Origin of the sequence: Sneathiella sp. P13V-1 (genome assembly GCF_015143595.1) — a bacterium.
Classification (GTDB): domain Bacteria; phylum Pseudomonadota; class Alphaproteobacteria; order Sneathiellales; family Sneathiellaceae; genus Sneathiella.
Window position 1 is genome coordinate 1,222,507 of sequence record NZ_WYEU01000002.1, and the last position, 20,237, is coordinate 1,242,743.

General features: G+C 46.2%; 18 protein-coding genes. 10 read left to right on the forward strand and 8 right to left on the reverse strand.

Features of this window, described 5'->3' with window-relative positions; translation table 11 throughout:
• Positions 1-412: 412 nt before the first annotated feature.
• On the forward strand, positions 413-739 hold the full coding sequence (locus tag GUA87_RS12815) for a hypothetical protein (RefSeq protein ID WP_193716929.1): 327 nt from the start codon (positions 413-415) through the stop codon (positions 737-739).
• Here GUA87_RS12815 and GUA87_RS12820 read toward each other — a convergent pair.
• Positions 736-1,392, reverse strand: coding sequence for a response regulator transcription factor (locus GUA87_RS12820; protein WP_193716930.1), 657 nt, complete (start codon positions 1,390-1,392; stop codon positions 736-738). The genes GUA87_RS12815 and GUA87_RS12820 overlap by 4 nt on opposite strands.
• A gap of 322 nt (positions 1,393-1,714) precedes the next feature.
• Between GUA87_RS12820 and GUA87_RS12825 the strand changes: the two genes are divergently transcribed.
• The 5 genes from GUA87_RS12825 to GUA87_RS12845 all read left to right on the forward strand — a co-directional run bounded on the left by GUA87_RS12825 (position 1,715) and on the right by GUA87_RS12845 (position 7,458).
• A complete protein-coding gene (locus tag GUA87_RS12825; protein ID WP_227711858.1) occupies positions 1,715-3,118 on the forward strand; it encodes an MFS transporter in 1,404 nt (467 codons plus the stop codon).
• Between the two features lie 68 nt (positions 3,119-3,186).
• Entirely contained in the window at positions 3,187-3,618 is a 432-nt protein-coding gene (locus GUA87_RS12830) for a MarR family winged helix-turn-helix transcriptional regulator (protein ID WP_193716931.1), read from the forward strand.
• Between the two features lie 131 nt (positions 3,619-3,749).
• Entirely contained in the window at positions 3,750-4,232 is a 483-nt protein-coding gene (locus GUA87_RS12835) for a (2Fe-2S)-binding protein (RefSeq protein WP_193716932.1), read from the forward strand.
• Positions 4,229-6,604 carry a xanthine dehydrogenase family protein molybdopterin-binding subunit gene (locus tag GUA87_RS12840; RefSeq protein ID WP_193716933.1) on the forward strand — a complete coding sequence of 792 codons (2,376 nt, stop codon included), beginning with the start codon at positions 4,229-4,231 and terminating at the stop codon, positions 6,602-6,604. The genes GUA87_RS12835 and GUA87_RS12840 overlap by 4 nt, the downstream gene beginning before the upstream one ends.
• The gene (locus GUA87_RS12845; protein WP_193716934.1) at positions 6,601-7,458 is read left to right on the forward strand and encodes an FAD binding domain-containing protein; all 858 of its coding nucleotides are present in this window, start codon (positions 6,601-6,603) and stop codon (positions 7,456-7,458) included. The genes GUA87_RS12840 and GUA87_RS12845 overlap by 4 nt, the downstream gene beginning before the upstream one ends.
• A 110-nt stretch (positions 7,459-7,568) precedes the next feature.
• On the opposite strand, the gene GUA87_RS12850 is transcribed toward GUA87_RS12845, so the two are convergent.
• The 5 genes from GUA87_RS12850 to GUA87_RS12870 all read right to left on the reverse strand — a co-directional run bounded on the left by GUA87_RS12850 (position 7,569) and on the right by GUA87_RS12870 (position 12,179).
• Positions 7,569-8,666: an NAD(P)/FAD-dependent oxidoreductase gene (locus tag GUA87_RS12850; protein WP_193716935.1), complete on the reverse strand. Its 1,098-nt coding sequence runs from the start codon at positions 8,664-8,666 to the stop codon at positions 7,569-7,571.
• 20 nt (positions 8,667-8,686) lie between these two features.
• Positions 8,687-9,949 (reverse strand): TRAP transporter large permease, encoded by a 1,263-nt coding sequence (locus GUA87_RS12855; protein ID WP_193716936.1) that lies wholly within the window; start codon positions 9,947-9,949, stop codon positions 8,687-8,689.
• Positions 9,950-9,951: 2 nt separating this feature from the next.
• Positions 9,952-10,509: a TRAP transporter small permease gene (locus tag GUA87_RS12860; protein WP_227711859.1), complete on the reverse strand. Its 558-nt coding sequence runs from the start codon at positions 10,507-10,509 to the stop codon at positions 9,952-9,954.
• Between the two features lie 94 nt (positions 10,510-10,603).
• Entirely contained in the window at positions 10,604-11,578 is a 975-nt protein-coding gene (locus tag GUA87_RS12865; RefSeq protein ID WP_193716937.1) for a TRAP transporter substrate-binding protein, read from the reverse strand.
• 37 nt (positions 11,579-11,615) lie between these two features.
• The gene (locus tag GUA87_RS12870; RefSeq protein WP_193716938.1) at positions 11,616-12,179 is read right to left on the reverse strand and encodes a 3-hydroxyanthranilate 3,4-dioxygenase; all 564 of its coding nucleotides are present in this window, start codon (positions 12,177-12,179) and stop codon (positions 11,616-11,618) included.
• A gap of 106 nt (positions 12,180-12,285) precedes the next feature.
• On the opposite strand from GUA87_RS12870, the gene GUA87_RS12875 reads away from it, so the two are divergent.
• Positions 12,286-13,254, forward strand: a complete 969-nt coding sequence (locus GUA87_RS12875) for a LysR family transcriptional regulator (RefSeq protein WP_193716939.1) — start codon at positions 12,286-12,288, stop codon at positions 13,252-13,254.
• A 1-nt stretch (position 13,255) separates the two neighbouring features.
• Here GUA87_RS12875 and GUA87_RS12880 read toward each other — a convergent pair whose 3' ends face one another.
• Positions 13,256-14,053: an aspartate dehydrogenase gene (locus GUA87_RS12880; protein ID WP_193716940.1), complete on the reverse strand. Its 798-nt coding sequence runs from the start codon at positions 14,051-14,053 to the stop codon at positions 13,256-13,258.
• 196 nt (positions 14,054-14,249) lie between these two features.
• Between GUA87_RS12880 and GUA87_RS12885 the strand changes: the two genes are divergently transcribed.
• The 3 genes from GUA87_RS12885 to GUA87_RS12895 all read left to right on the forward strand — a co-directional run bounded on the left by GUA87_RS12885 (position 14,250) and on the right by GUA87_RS12895 (position 19,115).
• On the forward strand, positions 14,250-16,457 hold the full coding sequence (locus GUA87_RS12885; protein ID WP_193716941.1) for a xanthine dehydrogenase family protein molybdopterin-binding subunit: 2,208 nt from the start codon (positions 14,250-14,252) through the stop codon (positions 16,455-16,457).
• Between the two features lie 4 nt (positions 16,458-16,461).
• Entirely contained in the window at positions 16,462-17,415 is a 954-nt protein-coding gene (locus tag GUA87_RS12890) for a dihydrodipicolinate synthase family protein (protein WP_193716942.1), read from the forward strand.
• A gap of 164 nt (positions 17,416-17,579) precedes the next feature.
• Positions 17,580-19,115 carry a PAS domain-containing sensor histidine kinase gene (locus tag GUA87_RS12895; protein ID WP_193716943.1) on the forward strand — a complete coding sequence of 512 codons (1,536 nt, stop codon included), beginning with the start codon at positions 17,580-17,582 and terminating at the stop codon, positions 19,113-19,115.
• On the opposite strand, the gene GUA87_RS12900 is transcribed toward GUA87_RS12895, so the two are convergent.
• Positions 19,104-20,054, reverse strand: a complete 951-nt coding sequence (locus tag GUA87_RS12900; protein WP_193716944.1) for a glycosyltransferase family 9 protein — start codon at positions 20,052-20,054, stop codon at positions 19,104-19,106. The two genes, GUA87_RS12895 and GUA87_RS12900, sit on opposite strands and share 12 nt — an antisense overlap.
• Positions 20,055-20,237 lie beyond the last annotated feature (183 nt).

Below are 20,237 nucleotides of genomic sequence, written 5' to 3' on the forward strand. Positions count from 1 at the left end.
GTGCCACACATTACATATATTATCTGATTGTCATTAAGTTTTTCTGAACAATCAGTCCTTTAACTATATCCACCTTTTATCACTATGTGAAATTTAATTTAGGCATACATAATTCAATCAGAAATACCCATTTAAAAAACCTATATATCTTTCAAAACTCCTCCGCCTTCGCATGGTCTATATTGACCATGACAACGACACAACTATTACAATAATATGAGATGGACTTTTGTATCCATTAAACGACTTCTAAACAACAAATTTGTTTCCTATGACAAAATCGCTAGCGCATGAAATTCAGTTTGATAGCCGGGGAGAAAACATTCGCCTGGATTTGTTGTTTGAATCGCAGACACCCTGTACCTACGAAATAACATCACATGATAGCCGCGGAATGTATCAAGGGACAATAATGAAAGGAAATAACCTGAACGGTCCTTCAGATCATTTCCTGATACCAACAAATATAACCGAATTAGATCAGCGGCTTATAGGATGGAATATAATTTTTGGCGCCTCTATAGATGGCACTGAAAATAAATACTCGGCCACAATGCGTTTTTCACAGGGAAACGGCAATATGCTAGCCGATAAGATACACGCCTCAGGGCTTCATAATTCAGAAAAAGTAATTATTGGGTTTGCCAGATTTATAGCACAAGCCGAATATACAAAGGGACGCCTTGGGGCAGAATCTTCTACTGCAAAGCAGCTTTCAACACCCCACATTCACTCTTAATAATACTGAGATAAAATATTCAGGTTATTTGCAATCGTAACGGCTTGCGTACGGTTGTTGGCTTGCAAATCTTTCATCAGATTTGAAACATGCACTTTAACAGTTCCTGGAGAGATTCCCAACTCTGCTGCGATAACCTTGTTTGATTTCCCCTCTGCAACTGCAGTCAAAACTTCAATTTGACGAGGCGTCAGTCTTTTTTCGGCGTTTTTATTCGGACTATTGCCAAGGAATGCCTGATTATTCGTATGTCCACTCGTTGCAGCATGCAATTCCGGAGGAAAATAGAGGCCTCCAGCAAGAACCAATTGCAAAGCGGCAATCATAACATCTTTGTTTGTAGAACGGTCGAGAAAACCACTAATGTTATATTTCGTAAGCTCGTCGGCACCACTCCAATGGAGAGCATCACCAATGATTACGACCGGTATAGAGAGAGCAAAATATTTTAATTTCTCCAGAGAATGTATATCCGCTGTCACGCCACTGCTTTGTGAGAAAATCACCAGATTTAATCCGTGATTTTCCATACAGTTTATGGCTTCTGAAACGGTATTAGCTTCACAAACAACGCTGTCTTTAAAAGCTTCTTCAATTACAAACTTGAAACCACTTCTACAAATCTCAAACCTGTCAATAATCATTACTCGCATGACGATTTTCCATTACTGCGTTTAAAGCGACAATCTGCCCATTCACTTCTACAACACGTTATTCAATTAACTGAATTATAACAATAAGTTGCCAAATGTTTCATAAAAAACATTCTTCACACCCGAATGGTATACCCCCAAAGTAATACCAAATCAGAAACTCTATAAGTCATTGGGCATGCTTTTGAATGATTTAGATCAAAATTCAATACGCCTTCATTGAATTAAGTCTTAATCCGCAGACTGTTTCCACGAATCATAAGTGTACTTTAGAACCCCGAATTTCAAGTTTTAAATAACTTTGTTAAAGAAGTGCGGCCATATGGCGCAGTTAAATTCTGTTAAGGCTATGCCCTCCTCAAAACGAATTATTCCAATTTACTTATTGCCCCATTGCAGGATCATCGCCACTATTACCTCCCAAGAACATCCCACCTGGCTCGACCAATATTTGTATGCTCCCTCAGGGAAAGGCCACATTCATATGGACACTCCAAAAGAAGATTATCTGGATAGCCGCTATTCTTGGCTGAGACTTGGGGTATCAATGATAGTCGCCACCATCGGTAGTGTCGGCATGTGGTCCATCATCGTTGTTCTGCCGGGCCTGGAAAAAGAGTTCCAAGCTGATCGATCTGAGGTTTCCCTCCCCTTTACCACCATTATGATCGGTTTTGGTCTTGGTAACTTATTGATTGGAAAAGCCGTTGATAGATTCGGTTTATCTATGCCGATGGCGATTTCGTCTTTACTGTTGGTTGGCGGGTTCTATTTCTCCACATTGGTTACGTCTGTTTGGCAATTTGCTTTACTACAAGGGGTGATGGTCGGTTTAGGCACTGCAATTTGTTTTGGCCCATTAATGAGCGATATTTCCCATTGGTTCTATCGAAGGTTGGGGATTGCAATTGCAGCCGCTGCGAGCGGCAATTACTTTGCCGGAACCCTATGGCCCTTATACTTGAAGAATATCGTTGAAGTGGAAGGATGGCGGACGGCCTATATCTCAGTTGCAATCATTATTCTTGTCACCATGCTCCCTCTTTCCTTCTTTTTCAGGAAAAGAATACCCCCTCATCAAATGGAGCAAAACAGCGGCTCTTCTATACCAGAAGAGATTACCAGAAAGAAAATAAACCTAAAGCCCAACACATTAGTTTTCTTACTCACCATTGCTGGGGTATCATGTTGCGTGGCGATGTCCATGCCTCAAGTTCACATCGTGGCCTATTGTAGCGATTTGGGTTACGGCATAGCACGAGGTGCCGAGATGCTGTCACTTATGCTTGCCGGAGGTATCGTAAGCCGCCTGATATCAGGTGTCGTGGCGGACTATATCGGCGGTATTTATACACTCCTTATTGGATCGGTCTTACAATGTATTGCCCTGTTTCTGTATATTCCTTTTAACGGCCTCACTTCCCTATACGTTGTCTCTCTAATTTTCGGCTTGTCTCAAGGCGGTATTGTCCCAAGCTATGCAATAATTGTACGGGAGTATTTGCCTGCTAAGGGTTCTGGACAACGGGTTGGATTAGTTGTTCTCTCGACCGTTCTAGGAATGGCATTAGGCGGGTGGCTTTCCGGACTTATTTATGATCTCACCTTATCTTACCGCGCCGCCTTTATTAACGGGATCGCATGGAACTTTCTGAACATGTTCATCATTATCCTCATCCTGTTCAAAACCAGACAATCAGGTGGCGCTGTCGCCGCCGCAGCTTAGGCCTAGTCTTGTGTTGACTGTTGATCAGTGTTATATGATGCACATACACATCACAAAAGGGTTAAAAAATGACGATTGACACCCGACAAATCGGTCTAAATTGCATGGCCTTAAAAGCACGCATGGCGGCCCGTACTGTTACACGTGCGTATGATGCTGCGCTCAAACCCTTAAATTTGCGAATAACACAATTCACGTTACTGGCCTGTATCGCGTCAGATAATGTTAAATCCATTAGTGCTCTTGCTGACTATCTTGCTGTGGAAAGAACCACCCTCACAAGAAATCTTCAACTACTTGAGAAAAATGGATTTATTGAATTTTCCACCGAATCTTCTGGACGTGCAAAACCAATCCTCCTCACCCAAAAAGGGGAAGAGTTACTGCAAAAAGCAATTCCTATATGGGAAGGTGTTCAAGACACTTTACAGGAAAAACTAGGAAACAATGAGTGGCATATGGTTGCCTCCAGCCTAGGTTTGCTGACCAAATCCGTTTAACAACCAACGCAATTGTGACGATCCAGATGTAACTGTCATCACGTATTTCCATTTATTTTATATAGTGTATTTACACTTTATTAAAATCATGACAGACATAAAAGAAACACAGCGTCACTCGAGAGGTGATTATGAAAAAACATACAGTGAAAATTACAGTGAATGGCAAAGAGCATCAGTCGGAGATCGATGCACGTACGTTACTGACTCATTTTCTAAGAGATCATTTAAATATCACATCCACCAATATTGGGTGCGACACCAGCCAATGTGGCGCCTGTACAGTTCTTGTGAACGGTGAAAGTGTCAAATCCTGCACTCAACTGGCAGTGCAAATGGATGGGGCTGAAATCACAACCGCGGCAAATGACCAAATCTCAGATATTGAGGTCATCAAAAGGAATTTCCATGAAAGCCACGGGCTTCAATGTGGCTACTGCACACCTGGCATGGTCATGAGCAGTCACGAACTTCTTAAACAGAATTCTAATCCTTCGGATGACGAAATTCGCGATGCCTTGCACGGCAACATCTGTCGCTGCACCGGCTATCACAATATCATTGAAGCCGTGAAAAAATCTGCAGCGGAAATCCGTGAAGGAGCTGCCTCATGAACCAGCAATCTCCGATCTCAAAAACCCAAAACCTCTCTCAAGGGTATATTGGAAAATCCGTTCCTAGGCGCGAAGACGCTAGGTTGCTTGATGGTGCCGGGCAGTTCATTGACAATATGAAACTGCCAAATATGACATATTCCGCAGTCTTACGCTCTCCTTATGCGCATGCTCGCCTACTATCTATCAATACAGAGGAAGCCCTATCTCTAAAAGGTATTGTCGGCATCCTCACAGGTGAAGACCTGAAAGGGAAAGTAGGATTGATCCGACCTAACTGGATTGCAGGACAAGACATTCAAATTCCTGATCACCCGGTTCTGGCTTTCGACAAAGTCAATTACACAGGGGACGCGGTTGCCTTCATTGTTGGTGAAAGTAGAGAGGCCGTGCAAGACGCCCTCGAGATGATTGAGGTCGAGTATGAAGTCCTTGACCCCATCATTGACGAAGAAGAAGCGTTTCAAGAGGGCGCGGTTCAGATCCACGAAGGCATAAAGAACAATCGCGCAGGCAAGCCTTTGATGGCCTGGGGGGATTACAGAAAAGCCGCAGAAGAAGCGGATCAAATAGTTTCCTTAAAATTGATCAACAACCGGCTTATCCCGAGTGCTATGGAACCGAGGGTTTTACTCGCGAGCTTCGACAAATACTCAGAGAAGCTGGAGATGTATATCCCTAGTCAGGTCCCACACCTTCATCGTAGATGGATTTCAGACACTCTTGGATGGCCCGAGCACAAAATTCACTTAAAAGTTCCGGATATTGGCGGTGGATTTGGCGCGAAGATGCATCTCTATGTGGAAGAAATTCTCGTCGCCTACGCCGCAAAACATTTTGGATGCCCCATCAAGTGGACAGAAACCAGATCTGAAAGCCATCTGTCCACACATCACGGGCGAGCCCATACCCAATATATCGACCTTGCCATCAAGAATGATGGAACGGTCCTGGGCCTGAAGTTAAAGCTATTTGCCAACATGGGTGCCTACCTTTCCAACATGGCAACCGGTGTTCCGTCTGTAAACTGCACCTATTTTGCAAATGGTAATTACAATATTCCGAACTACTTCGCGCAAACCAACCTGATATTCACCAACACCGTACCGGTAGACGCGTATCGTGGTGCAGGCCGCCCCGAAGCGACTTACCTAATCGAAAGGTCGATGGATAAGGTGGCGGAAGTATTGGGGATGGATCCCTTAGAAGTTCGCCGGAAAAACGTCATTCAGAAATTCCCTCACAATTTCTATGACAGCGGCAGCTTCCTTAAATGTATGGAAGAAGCCAAGTCTTCATTCAAATACGAAGAGAAAAGAGAACTTCAGGCTCAGGCCAGAGAAGAAGGGCGTTACCTCGGGATAGGCATCATCAATTATACTGAATCTTGCGGCATGGCGCCATCAACTGTCTTGGGCAATTTGGGGTTTGACCGAGGAGGATATGAAAGCGCCGAAATTAAGGTTCATCCGGATGGAAAGGTAACTCTGTTTACAGGTTCCACTCCTCAAGGGCATGGACACCACACTTCATTTGCACAAATTGTAGCAAGCGAACTGCAAATTCCAATGGAGGATGTGGAGGTTATTACAGGAGACACGGAAGCCGTTCCGGTGGGTGTTGGTACATATAATTCACGTTCCATGGCCGTAGGCGGAAGTGCCGCAAAAATCTGTGCTGGCAAAGTGATCGAAAAGGCCAAAAAATATGCCGCCTTGAAACTTCGCTGCAAGGAAGAGTCCGTCCTTTATCAAGAGGGTCATTTCTTTACGGAAGAGAATGAAAAGCGCATACCATTTGCCAAAATCGCCAGAATGGCAGCCGTTCCACACCATAAACCCGAAGACGTGACACCGGGCTTGGATCAACTCTACACTCATGATCCCATTTCCATGTCATCACCAAATGGCAGCCACGCCGCATTCGTCGAAGTGGATATCGAAACAGGAAAGATCGAGATCCTCGAATATCTTGCCGTGGATGATGCGGGCAACCTGATCAATCCAATGCTCGCCGAAGGTCAAATTCATGGTGGCATCGCGCAAGGTATTGGGCAGGCTTTGTATGAAAATACAGTCTATTCTGAAGACGGACAACTCCTCAGCGGCTCCCTTCTGGATTACGCTGTCCCGAAAGCAGATCAACTTCCCTCTTTTAAGACGGACTTTCTGTATACACCAACGCAAACAAATCCATTAGGGGCGAAAGGTATTGGTGAAGCTGGTACCATCGCGGCGCCCCCTGCCCTCGTCAGTGCCGTTTGTGATGCCTTAAAACCCTTTGGCATTGATCATATCGACATGCCGCTTACACCACCGAAGATCTGGAAAGCTATCCAATCTGCATCACAAGATAAAGGAGGGGCCTCATGATCCCGGCTGAAGTCGATTATGTACAGGTAAACTGCTTGCAAGAAGCTCTTGCGCTCAAATCCAAGCATTTGGATGAAGCTCAAATCCTGGCGGGTGGGCATAGTTTGATCCCGCTCCTGAAGCTCAGGATGGCGGCCCCTACTCTTCTTGTGGACGTACAACGAGTGGAGGAGCTGAACGGTATCTATTTTGAAAAAGATGTCATTCGAATTGGTGCCTTAACGCGGCATTCCAATTTGCTCAAACATGATGATCTTCACAAAGAATGGCCAATATTCCGGCAAACGGCACAAGTGATTGCTGACCCACAAGTTAGAAATCGCGGCACCATTGGCGGCTCCCTCTGCACGGCAGATCCTTCTGCGGATTGGCCGGCTGTTGTGCAGGCACTGGATGCCGAACTGCATCTTTGCTCAGTAGAAGGTGAGAGAATTGTCAAAGCCAGCGATTTCTTTATTGGCATGATGGAAACTGATTTGAAGGACGGCGAGATCTTAACCGAGATCACCATTCCCAGAAACAAGAGAAATCTGATCATGTCGTATCAAAAATACCGACATCCAGCTTCTGGATATGCTGTTGCGTCTGCAGCAGTTGTTTTAAGTGTTTCTGGTGAGGTCATCGAAGACTGCTCAATCGCCTTGAGTGGTGTGGCTGACCGTGCATTTATCGCTGAAAAAACCTGTGATCTTTTACGCGGCAATACACCAACAACGGAGATTCTCCAGAACGCGCTCGATCATTTGGTTGAAGGCCAGGACATACTTACTGACCATTTTGCCGATGATGAGTATCGCACACAGCTTGCAAAGATAATGGCAAAGCGCGCTTTGGAAGATTGCCTTAAGGCTTAACAGAATTGGTTGGGAACTTAGTGGGTGATCCAGAGAACCGGATCGCCTTGAGAACGCGCCAATTCCCATCCCAACCAATGCCCCGCTGGCCATGCCAGTGGGGCTTTTTCTTAAAAACGGTTCGGATCCAGCGCCGCTAATACTGCTTCACTGACTTGCACTTCACGTCCAAGGCACAAGCCTGCGGATAACTGCGATAACGCTGGTGCCGTTTGAATACCGTACCCCCCTTGCCCGGCAAGCCAGAAGAAACCATCTAAATCGTTCGCAAATCCTGCAACAGGCGTTCTATCCGGAGCAAAACTTCTGAGCCCCGCCCAGCTATGCTCCACTCGTTGCACAGGAATATTTACAGCCTCTTCAAATCGATGAAGCCCTTCAGCCAACACCATGTCATCAGGCCAGGCATCATGGGGTTCGACAGGATCCTCATCCGCCGGTGACACCATCAACAAACCCGCTTCCGGCTTGGCGTAGAAAGTTTCCGATGCACTCACAAATAATGGCCATTTATCGAAACCTTCATAATCAGGCTTTGGCAGCAAAGCAGCAGATCGGCGCATTGGTGTTATCCCTTTGGGTTTCGCCCCAAAGATACTTGCAACCTTATCAGCCCATGCCCCTGCCGCGTTGATGACAACTTGACCTTGAATTTCTCCCGCTGCCGTCTGAAGCTGCCAGCAATCGCCAACGCGTTTAGCAGCTTTGACTTCTGCATCCGTAACCACAGTACCGCCGTTATGACGGAACAGTTTCAAGTATCCCTGCAGCATACGATCCACATCAATATCCTGCGCGGTCGCTTCATATACAGCCTTGACGATTGTATCAGTTTTGAGGGCAGGAACCAATTCACCAGCCTCTTTGGCAGAGATCACATCCATACCGGTGGACCCTTCAAGATACTGATTTAATGTGTCCAATTCGAAATCCCGAGCAAACATCAGCTCGCCCCGCGGCGTCAGCAAGCTGCTATCACTCACATTTTCAGGCTCCAAAAAGAAAGGTTCCGAAACTGCGTTCAACGCGCGCAAGGTCTCGTTCCCATAATTTTTGATATAGATGGCCGCAGATCGACCTGTTGAGTGATACCCAATGGATTTCTCTGTCTCCAGAATAATCACACTCGCGTCTTTGGAAAGTTCAGCCCCCAGACTGACACCCGCCATTCCGCCACCAATAATGACAAAATCTGCTATTTGAACCATTTTACTATATCTTGGATAAATTACTTGATGAGCCAGGTAACCAATAAAGGTTGCCAGCTGATAAGAACCAATGCGACCAGAGTTGTCAAAAGGAAAGGTACCAGCGCCTTAAATAAAGCGCCTGGCTTCACCCCGGTCATGGCTGTGGTAACAAACAATCCTGCACCTACCGGAGGCGTCAACAATCCCAGAACCAGATTGATACAGATCACCACACCAAAATGATAAGGGTCGATGCCATAGTTCGTCTGCGCAATCGGAAGAAGGATCGGCACCACCAGAATGAGGGCCGCAATCCCATCCAGGATCATGCCAATAAACAGAAGCGCGGCATTCACAATCAAAAGGAAGACAAGCGGATCTTTGGTTATCTCTACCAACTGTGACGCCAGATTTTGCGGGACCTGCTCGTAAATTATGATCCAGCCAAAAAGATTGGCGGTTGCCACAATAAACACAACGATAGAAGTGTTAAGCGCAGTGCGGATCAAGACTTTGGACATCTGCGAAAGTTTCAACTCTTTATAGAAAAACTTACCCAGAATAAATGCGACCACTGACGCCACAGCCGCAGATTCAGTTGGTGTTGTAAAACCCGCAAGAATACCGCCTACGATCACAATCGGGATCAACATTGTCGGAAGCCCCATAAGAAGGGATGTTTTCACTTCTTCACGGGTTTTCTTCTCCCCTACGGGATACTCATACTTTTTTCCAAGAAGGGCAATCGCCACTAGGAAACCGAACGCCATCAACAATCCTGGAATGATGCCAGCGATAAACATGTCGCCAATGGCGATCTGCGCCAGAACGCCATAGATCACAAACAGCATGGAAGGTGGGATGATCGGCGATAAAAGACCACCGGCCGCTGTCGTCGCAGCTGCAAAGGCGCGATCGTAACCCTTCTGCTCCATCTCCGGCACCATAGCACGGGACATAATGGCGATCTGGGCGGCGGCAGACCCGATGATCGACGCCATCATCATATTGACGATCAGATTGATATAGGCAAGGCCGCCCCTTACCCGTCCAATAAATACACTGGCAAAATCGATAAGGCGGCGTGTTAGCCCCCCTTCATTCATCAACTCCCCCGCCAACATGAAAAGCGGAACAGCCAAAAGACCGTAGCTTTCAACACCGGAAAAAAGCTGTTGCGCATAGGATTGCAGCAAAACAGATTGGCCGGAATAAAGAATGTAGAACAACGCTGACACCGCAAGAACCAGCGCGATCGGCAATCCCATCATTAGGAAGAGGAGAAATACAATTGCAACCATCGTTAAATAATCTCCGGCGCAGTTGTTGGCTTGTGGAATAAGCGCTCAAGAAAATTGACCAGCGCATGTAGAGCCATGGTCAGAGAAATCACCGGAACAATCAACCAGATCCAGAACTTTGGAATGCCCAACGTATTTGTTGGCTCCTCGTATATAAAATTGAAGCTGTCTGCGGAAAATTCTGCAAGGTCAAAGCCTACGGATACAAGCGTGACTGGATCATACCAAAGGTAACACATCCACAAAAGCACCAGCGCAAAAGCAAAGACGACAAAATCCACAACCAATGCCATACGGTTTTTCATTTTTTGGCTGAGCATTTCTTCCAAAATGGTGACCGCAATACCTTTACGCAGGCGCACGATCATTGAGGCACCGATTAACACCATCCAAATCATGGAATAAATAGCAAGTTCATCCACCCAATAGAGCGCAAAATCAACTGAACGTGTCACAACATTTAGGAGGATAAGTCCCGTTACCGCGGCTGCAAGGAAGATCAAAACCATCTTCTCAAACTTTAGAATACCGCCAGATATTTTCTGAAGAAATGCTAACATGGGACCATACTAAACCTGCGTTACCGGGCAAAATCAAGCCGCCACAAATTCAAAGGATTTGCGGCGGCCAATTAAACTGAACAACTATCAGTGACTATTTTGCAGCTTCTGCACGCAGCTTTGCAAGAGAAGGTGCACGCTTACTCCAGATAGAGTTCCATTTGTCGGTTGTTGTACCGAAGAAATCAGGTGTGACCATGACAATCTTTGCATCCGTTTTCTTCACTTCCGCCAGGAACTTAGCTTCACCCGCCACATATGAGTCGATTGTGGAATCAACATGTTTGGCCATCAACTCACCGATCATCTTGCGATCGGCTTTATCCAGATCTTTCCAGACCTTGGCAGAGACCAGACCAACCATTGGGAACATCATATGGTTGGAGAGAACAACGGTTTTCGCATGTTCAGTGTATTTCAGCTTCCAGATCAATTCCAGATCCATATCAATGGCATCAACCTGTCCGTTTGCAAGCGCATCATAAACCGCTGGCAAAGGCATTGGGGTTGGTGCTGTGCTGAGGAGGTTGTAGAAATCCTTAATTGGCTCAAATGGTGTGATGCGGATTTTCTTGCCCTGCAAGGATGCTGCATTTTCTACAGGATCACGAGATACAATCTGACGCAGACCGGCGGAGCCATACCCAACACCAACAACACCTGCTTTGCGTGGCAGATCTTTCAACATTTCTTTAGCCGCATCACTTCTCAGGATTTTGGCAGCATGCGCAATGTCTTTTGCAAGATATGGTGCGTAAAATGCACCCATATTTGGCACACGGTTGGAAACTTCGGCAACCGTCATAAAGGCCATATCCAGCGCACCTGTTTGCATTTGCTGCAGCATCTGCGCTTCATTGCCCAACTGGCGGGATGGGAAAACGCTTGCACTGTGCTTACCGCCTGATTTTTCTTTCAGTTCTTCAGCAAATGCTGAGGCGGCTTTTGACCAAGTGTGTTTTGGTGGTGTAATCAGTCCGATTTTAAATTCTTTCGCAAAGGCGGCGCCTGCGGAAAGCGTCATGGCAGCAGCAACGCCAGCAACCATCAATTTCTTAAACGTGTCCATTTCTATACCCATTCCCTGTTAATGCGGTTTTTAACTTTTATAAAGTAACCCATCCTTCCGGTGGCTTACCCTTGCCCGGGTGGATCTCCCCACAATCCGGACATGTTCTGGCTTCCATATTCTGATGGAAGTCATCGTAAATTTTTGGCAACTCCGTCACAATTGCGCTTGAATCCATGAGCGAAATTTCTGCCCTGTGCAAGCGTTTATTGCATCCAAAACAGAACCATTCAAACCCTTCTTTCATATGCGTCATGCGCGGTGCTTCTACAACGATCCCGATTGAGCCTTCCTGAGGGCGTTGCGGAGCATGTATTGTATGTGCTGGCATCATAAATACCTCCCCTTCCCGGATCGGGACATCATAGATTTCGCCATCCTCATAGATTTTGAGCATCATGTCACCCTTGACCTGATAGAACCATTCCTCCACCGGGTCATCGTGGAAATCCACGCGGGTATTAGGCCCACCCACAACCATCACAATCATACCTGAATCATGATGCAGCAATTTATTGCCGACAGGTGGTTTGAGCTGGTCCCTGTTTTCTTCCACCCATTTTGGAAAATTAAACGGGGCAAATCGCGGATGTAATGGCATGAGCTTTCCCATTTTCTCTTTATTGAAGTTTGAGGTTAAGGTCATCCTGATAGTTGTTCAACAGAATTAACTGGAATTAGATATTCGAAAATGAAATAACAAAAAGATGGAAGATAGAAACAGGCATATCAAAATTGCGGAGCGGGTTTCGACCCGGTTAAAGCTGAAACAGCTTCGGCTCCTCGTCTCGGTGGCGGAGCATTCCAGCATTCTTCATGCCGCCAAAGAGCTAAACATTTCACAGCCCGCAGCCACAAAGCTGATAAAAGATCTGGAAACGGATTTTGGCGTTATCCTGTTTGATCGGACGAACCGTGGGGTTATCCCAACAACATATGGGGATGCTCTCGTCCGCCATGGAAAATTGATCCTGACCCAGATTTCAAACGCCGCACAGGAGCTAGATAACCTTAATGAAGGTTTGGGGGGACGCGTGGTAGTTGGCACCCTGCTCGCGGCTTCTGCCAAGCTGTTACCCCAAACGATCGCACGTGTTCATAAAGCCCGACCAAATGTCAGCATCGTTATCAAGGAAGGGACGAATGATATCCTGATGCCTGCTCTACAATCCGGTGACGTAGATCTGGTTCTGGGGCGCTTGGCGGAGTATCGACATCGAAGCCAAATTATTCAGGAACGCCTTTTCGAAGAAGAAATTTGTATCATCGGGCGCGCAGAACATCCCCTTGCCGCTCTCGGACGATCTGCCACATTTGAAGAATTAAAATCATATAGCTGGACCCTTCCTCCTCATGACACCACTCTAAGACGCCAGATGGAGAAAGAGTTTTTGGACAATGGTCACAGCTTGCCGGAAAATGCAGTGGAATCTGTCTCTTTCCTAACCAACAGAGAACTTATCCGTGTCACCGATATGCTTTGCCCCATCCCTTATCATGTGATCAAAGATGAACTGGAAAACGGATCCTTGGTGGAGATAAATACCCCCATCAAAAAGACACTAAGCGGCGTCGGCGTGTCCTATCGCAAAGAAGGTGGTTTATCGCCAGCGGCAGAGGTATTCCTGGCAGAGCTTAAAATTACAGCGGAAGAGATCAAGAAGGATCAACGCTAAACTATGACGTGCGAATAAAACGCAGCTCTCGCTCAATGGCTTCTGCGACACTCATGGCTGTTAGCGCGGAAGATTTGGGATTTTCTGGAAGAGACTGCCCTTCAATGCGGAATGTGAATTCACCAAACGCACCCTTCGCTCGCACCTCATGAATGTTACGTATTGCTTCAGGGTCTGCATAAAGTTCAACTTTTGTATCCCGCATGCCGATACCACTCATGGCTATGGTTGCGGCAACATTTGCATTTTTAGGGTACAATCTGGCGGCATCTTGCGCATTCCCTTTAAAATGCAATGCGGGCTCCGTTAGGTTCTCCAAATCAAGGGTTTTTTCCGCATGAGATCCCTTCCATCCAGCAGGTTTTTTGCGGCCGATATATGTGACCTCTTCCAACCCTCCGACACGGGCAGCATTCAGCGCATCCATTGCCCCGACTGCGCCGGTTACAAACCGCAACCTAGCGCCACTGACCTGACATGCACGTTCAAGATCTTCTGCAACCTTATCGTCTGCCATTACACCTGCTGATACAGAAATAAGATTTACGCCTGACTTAAGAATTTCAAGCGCATGGGATTTCATTGCTTCATGCCCCCCACATTCAACGACAATGTCAACTTCATTGGCCAAGCCTTCGAATGACGTCACAGCACGGCAATTCCCCCCAATTTTGTCAGCGGCGACAACCTCCCTTCCCGCGCGGCAGATAACATGAGAAATTTCCACCCCCGATAGAGAGGATATTTTTTTAGCTGCATAAGCTGCGATAGCCCCATACCCGATAATCGCAATTTTCATGATCTTGGCCCAATAGATGTGATGTCGTTGGCTATAAACTAATCCAAAAAGAGAGCCGACTTGTTATTCTTTTTTACTATAACAGGATCAAAAATTTCTATTTGTATAAATAACAAAAAAAGGGAACAGTGGCGTCCAACACAATTAAATCGCCAGTCTTTTCAATCATTTCCCACGCAAAATTGGAGCGCGTCAATTGAAATTCCTTAATTGGTTTCAAAAGAAAAAAACGGCTAGCACCGTTGCGACTCCAGTCTCTTACAACATTACAGGTCCCAAAAGGATCGGAGATGCTGTTCTAAGAGATGAAGATCTGAAACTGATTACTGGTCGTGGTCAGTATGTGGATGACATTGATATCGGTCCGCATTTAATCCTGACATTTGTCCGAAGTTCCATCGCTAATGGCCTTATCAAAGAACTCGATGTATCAGAAGCGAGAGTCACTGAAGGGGTGTTTCATATCTTTACCGCCGACGACACCGCATCGCTCGGCAAGCTAGCGGTAAATCCAGTGCTCGAAACCATGCAGGATTGTCCCTACCCAATTCTGGCAAAGGATATGGTCCATACTGTAGGTGAGCCAGTTGCAGCTATTCTATCCACTTCTTCGGCGGCGGGCTTGGATGCTTCTGAACTTGTTCATCTAGAGATCACCCCTCTTGAAGGTACCAAATCACAATTAGCTATGGCCTCATTGGAAGAGAGCGTCATAAGCCAGACATGGAATGTGGGAAATTACTCAGATGAGAGGCTTGAAGAGGCAAACTACACCGTTTCAACCAAAGTTGAACACCCAAGGCTCGCCCCCTCACCTATGGAAAACCGGGCCATTGCTGTTAAATTTCATGAAGAAAATGAAAGTGTTACGGTCTACCTTTCAACACAAACCCCGCACCGGGCAAAATCAGAGCTCGCGCGTATCATAAATATCCCAGCTGACAAGATATCAGTCATCACCCATGATGTTGGCGGGGCGTTTGGCATGAAAGCCTCTCTCTACCCGGAAGAGGTTATGGCTGTATGGGCAGCTTTTCAGACAAAACAATCTGTGAAGTGGATTTCCACACGTAATGAAGATTTACTGTCCGCCACACATGGACGAGGCCTGCAAACAGAGGGGACTCTGACTTTCGATGCCACCGGTAAATTCATTGCACTAAAAGCAAAAGTCACCGCACCTTTGGGCCATTGGCTTCCAAACAGCGCGGCTATTCCCGCGTGGAATGCGGCGAGGATGCTGCCTGGACCCTATGATATTCCAGATTTGCATATCGAAACCCGAGGGGTATCCCTGAACACCGCACCCGTTGGCATCTATCGTGGTGCCGGGCGCCCAGAAGCCATTACCCTAATGGAAAAGTTGGTAGACCTCGCCGCCCGTAAAATAGACATGGATCCTGTCGAGATACGACGCTTGAATTTAATTTCCGAAGCGGCGCTTCCCAAAAAAAGTGAAACCGGGGCTAACCTGGATTCAGGAAATTATGTCGCCCTTCTGGACAATCTCATCGAAAAGACAGATTACGTAAACCTGAAATCCCGTATTGAAAATGAAACCGATCCAAATTCGCTAAAGGGAATTGGTGTTTCATTTTACGTAGAGCCTTGCGGCAAAGGATGGGAAAGTGCAAGGGTCACCTTACACCCGAATGGCAGCATCAGCGCAAAATCCGGCAGTAGTAGTCAAGGGCACGGTAGGAGTACCGCCTTTCGTCAGATTTTGTCCGACTTATTCGAAGCCGACATTTCGAAAATCTCGCTTGAGTTTGGCAACACAGAGACTTGCCCTGAAGGTATCGGAGCCCTAGCCAGTCGAAGCACATCTATAGGCGGCAGTGCCCTTCTGAAAGCCGGTCAGGAAGTACTCAAAAAAGCCAAAGAAAAGCCAAACCACACTGAAGATATCACTGTCGATCTCGTATATGAGAATGACGGAGAAGCCTGGGGGTACGGCGCTTATCTGACTGAGGTATCAATTGACCGACTGACAGGGCAATTGTCCGTGGATCAAATCACTTGCATTGATGATGCTGGAAAGATCATTAATCCAATGATGGTTGAGGGTCAGATTATGGGTGGCATTGCCCAAGGAGTTGGCGAGGCCTTGATGGAACAGGTTCTCTATTCTGATGACGGACAACTCATAACAGGCTCACTCATGGATTATGCACTGCCACGTGCAAGCGATATGCCTGCACTTTCCATTTCGAAAACGGAAACCCCATCCCCCAATAACCTTCTGGGAGCTAAGGGAGTTGGCGAAGCAGGAACCATTGCTGCACCTGTTTCTATCTTAAATGCGACCTATCACGCACTTCGTGACTTTGATGTGCAGAACCTTCAAATGCCGCTTACCAGTGAAAAAATCTGGCGCGCGATGCAGAGAAAAACAAAGGACTGACGGAATGAAATACAGCAAACTTGACGCCAAAGATTACGCGCGCGAACACATGAAAGGGATCTGGGCCGCCGCCCTTAACCCCTTTAATGAAGACTTTTCATTGAACGAGCAAGGCTTGAGACAGAACATCAGGCATTGGATTGATGACCTTGAAATTGAAGGATTATTTATCGCAGGTAAACAAGGTGAGTTTTTCTCAATGAGCCTTGAGGAGCGAAAAAAGAACTTTGAAATCGCCGTTGATGAAGTTGGTGACACAGGTCAAACCATTATGTCCTGCTCTGATCAGAACTTTGATACAGTGATCGAGCTTGCAAAATATGCCGAAGCCATTGGCGCTGATTATATTGTTGTCCACGCACCTATCCTGCATTTCGTAACCGACCAAGATGAAACCGTTTATCAGTATTACAAAGCCGTTTCCGAAGCGGTGAATATTGGCATCGCCATGTGGAGTCACCCAGATAGTGGCTATTTGATGAGCCCTGAACTTTGTGCCCGTATTGCAGAACTGCCCAACATCGTTGCCATCAAGTACAGTGTTGATCGTGACATGTATAAGAAACTGACGAAACTTGCCGGAGACAAAATACTGGTGAGTACCGCGTCTGAGGGTGAATGGTTCGACAATATCGTCGAACTGGGATGGCAGCTATATCTTTGCTCCTCCCCTCCTTATCTCATCCAAACAAAAAACGACAAGCGTATGCTCGAATATACAAAGCTGGCGATGGCAGGAAAAGTGGAAGAAGCAAGAATAATTCGCGATAGTTTGGATCCTGTTAGAAAAGCGCTCATGGGAACACGTCCGGGCGGCAAACCACAAGCTCACCAGAAATATTGGCAGGAACTACTTGGGCAGGTTGGTGGCCCCGTTCGTGCGCCGCTTCTTCAACTTACTGAAGAAGAAAAAGAAATTACGAAAGCCGCCTTTGAAAACTGTGGGTTAAAGCTTTAACAACTCACCGCCTCAAACGACGCCGGAGAGCTCCCTATTTGTGGACTCTTCGGCCTCATTAATATTTCTCATATAAATGTGATTTTTGATTTGGCTCATTAAGCAATATTCAAGATTCAGTAATATAGTAATATGTAGTGTTTTAGTAACTGGAAGTACCCGCTTTGTCCGATACCCCGAAACTGGCCCATTTTAAGGGACCTGAGGCATTGGCAGCTTTTAATCACTTACACACAGTGATTTGGGCGTTCAATATAGATGACCACAAGTTTTGGTGGGCAAATGACGCAGCGCTAAAATTCTGGGAAAAACGGTCTCTTGAAGAATTTCTTTCTGTAGATCTCAGTTCTGACTCCCCAATCGTTCGCCGTCGGCTTCTAGATGTTTTTGAAAGCGCTTCCAGCGGACGTACCATTGAAGAAAACTGGACTTTGTATCCAGGAGGCATCCCCAAAATGGTGGTGGTGACATTTACCGCCATTTGGATTGAAGATCATAAAAAAGCGGTCCTTATTGAAGCCTCTCCTCAATTAAAGGAAGAGCTGGATCCTCGCGCAAAACGTATGCTTGAAGCGGCGCGACACACACCGCTGCTTATCAGCAGCTTTGACATGCACGGTAAATTGCTGGCCCAAAACCCTGCTGCGGCCTCTCTCTATGGCGCAACGACAGATGATGAAGTCTCTTTGGAAAGTCGATATGGGCAAACAAATATCGTGCCACATATGCTTCAGCAGACTTCAGAGAAGCAATCTTTTCATGCTGATGTTAAAATTGATACCAGTAAAGGCGAAAGATGGCACACGATCACCGCTGAGCCTGGTCGAGATCCTGTAACCGGACATCAAGTGTTTGTGGTCACAGAAGAAGACGTAACAGACAAGATATTGGCTCAGCAAGAACTCAAGCAGCTGAACTTGACGCTGGAGCAACGTGTAGCCGAAAGAACAGAAAAACTCTCCCAAGCCATCCAGGAAGCCGTTAATGCCAACAAGGCAAAAACAGATTTTTTGGCCATGATGAGCCATGAATTGCGGACACCACTCAACGCAATCATCGGTTTTTCAGAAATGATGTCATATCAAGTTTATGGCCCAATTACGGAAAAACAGGAAATAACATTGCGGGATATCAACAAGAGTGGGCGGCACTTGTTGGAGCAAATCAATGATTTGTTGGATGCTTCTACAATTGACAGAGGGGAGCTCAATCTATTCGAAAGCGACTTCCTTCTGAAACCAGCTTTGGAATACTGCGTCAAAGCATTTGAACTTGAAGCAGATAAGAAACAACAAACGCTTGAACTGCAAGTCCCAGAATTTCCGATCACTCTCAACGCAGATGAACATAGAATTACACAAATTCTAATGAACCTGATCAGCAATGCGATCAAGTACACCCCGGAAGAGGGAAATATTACTGTAAGTTCTGGGCTTAATGATAAGGGTGAGCTCTACTTATCTGTCACCGATAACGGTATTGGTATTTCAGCGGATCGGCTTCAGTTTGTCACCCAAGCCTTTGTTCAAATTGATATTTCATCCTCTTTCACTTCAGGAAAAGGTGTCGGGCTTGGACTTTACATCACCTCCCAGCTCCTCGCTGCACATGGTGGACGCTTGGAAATTGAAAGCAAGGAAGGTGTTGGTACGACAATGTGTGCTATTCTTCCTAAAGAACGCACCAAACTAGGTTGTTAGCTTCTTGTAGAACTCTGTGACTTCCCCAAGAACATAATCGAGAGGTAATGTCTCGGAAACTTCCCGAGTACCATCATCATTAACGGTTTCTGTTCGGGTGACGGGCTCCCCTTTGGGCTCTCCGATTAAACAAAGCGATTTTTCTCCATAAGGCTTGTAAACCGCCGGTTTTCCTATTCCAAACAAACCAACAGTCGGAATATCGACAGCGACTGCTGTGTGCATAAGACCGGAATCGTTACCTACAAACAAATCAGCCTGATAAAGTAATTGCGCGGCTTCATATGGATCTGTTTTTCCAACAAAATCTACCACCTGATCGCTTGGCAAGCCATCCACGACAGGGCGCGCCTGAGCGTCTTCACCCGGTGCACCTAAAACCAGAACTCTTGCATTTGGCAAGATCCCATCGGCTGAAGTCAGCTTCCGCGCAAGTTCGAGGTAGTTTTCATAATGCCATTGTTTTTGATAGAAGTTTGCCGTTGGGGCAATCGCCAATAATGGTCTGTCTTTTGATATTTTTAAGTGATCAGGAATCTGCTCAAAAACAACAGGAATACTCGGCATAATAACCTGTTGCTCTCCAATCATTTTGGAGTTTGATACCAACTTGTGTTCGGTATCGCTTCCACCTTTCCAAAGGTACCGGCGAGCCGTTGGCAGAAAGCCAAGGGGGCTGCCTCTAAAGTCAACAATCCTATTCCAGAAAAAGCCGTCAATTTCTTTAAAAGCATCCCACCAGTGCAGACTTTTTTTCCGCTTAGAGATCGCTACTACCTTTTCTACCCCCTCAACAGCCTCAAAAATTGGAGCGGGGATTTTCCCGCAAACCACAGTAATTTTGTTATCTGGTTCAGTCTTTATAAGATGTTGTAGAATTCCGGTCGTGAGAACAGCATCGCCTAATCGATTTGATGTCACAAAAAGTGTTTTTTTCATGTACTGCTCATTGTCCCGACGATGCCAAAGAAGCGATAAGAAGCTCTTTTGATAGAAAGCTCATTGGTCCTACCACACTGTTTTGCATCTATCAAATTCATATGGGTAACCATGTCTCCCCTATCAAAGCCCTTGTCACAAATTATTCACATGACATTTCGCCATTTCACGAAATATAAAATC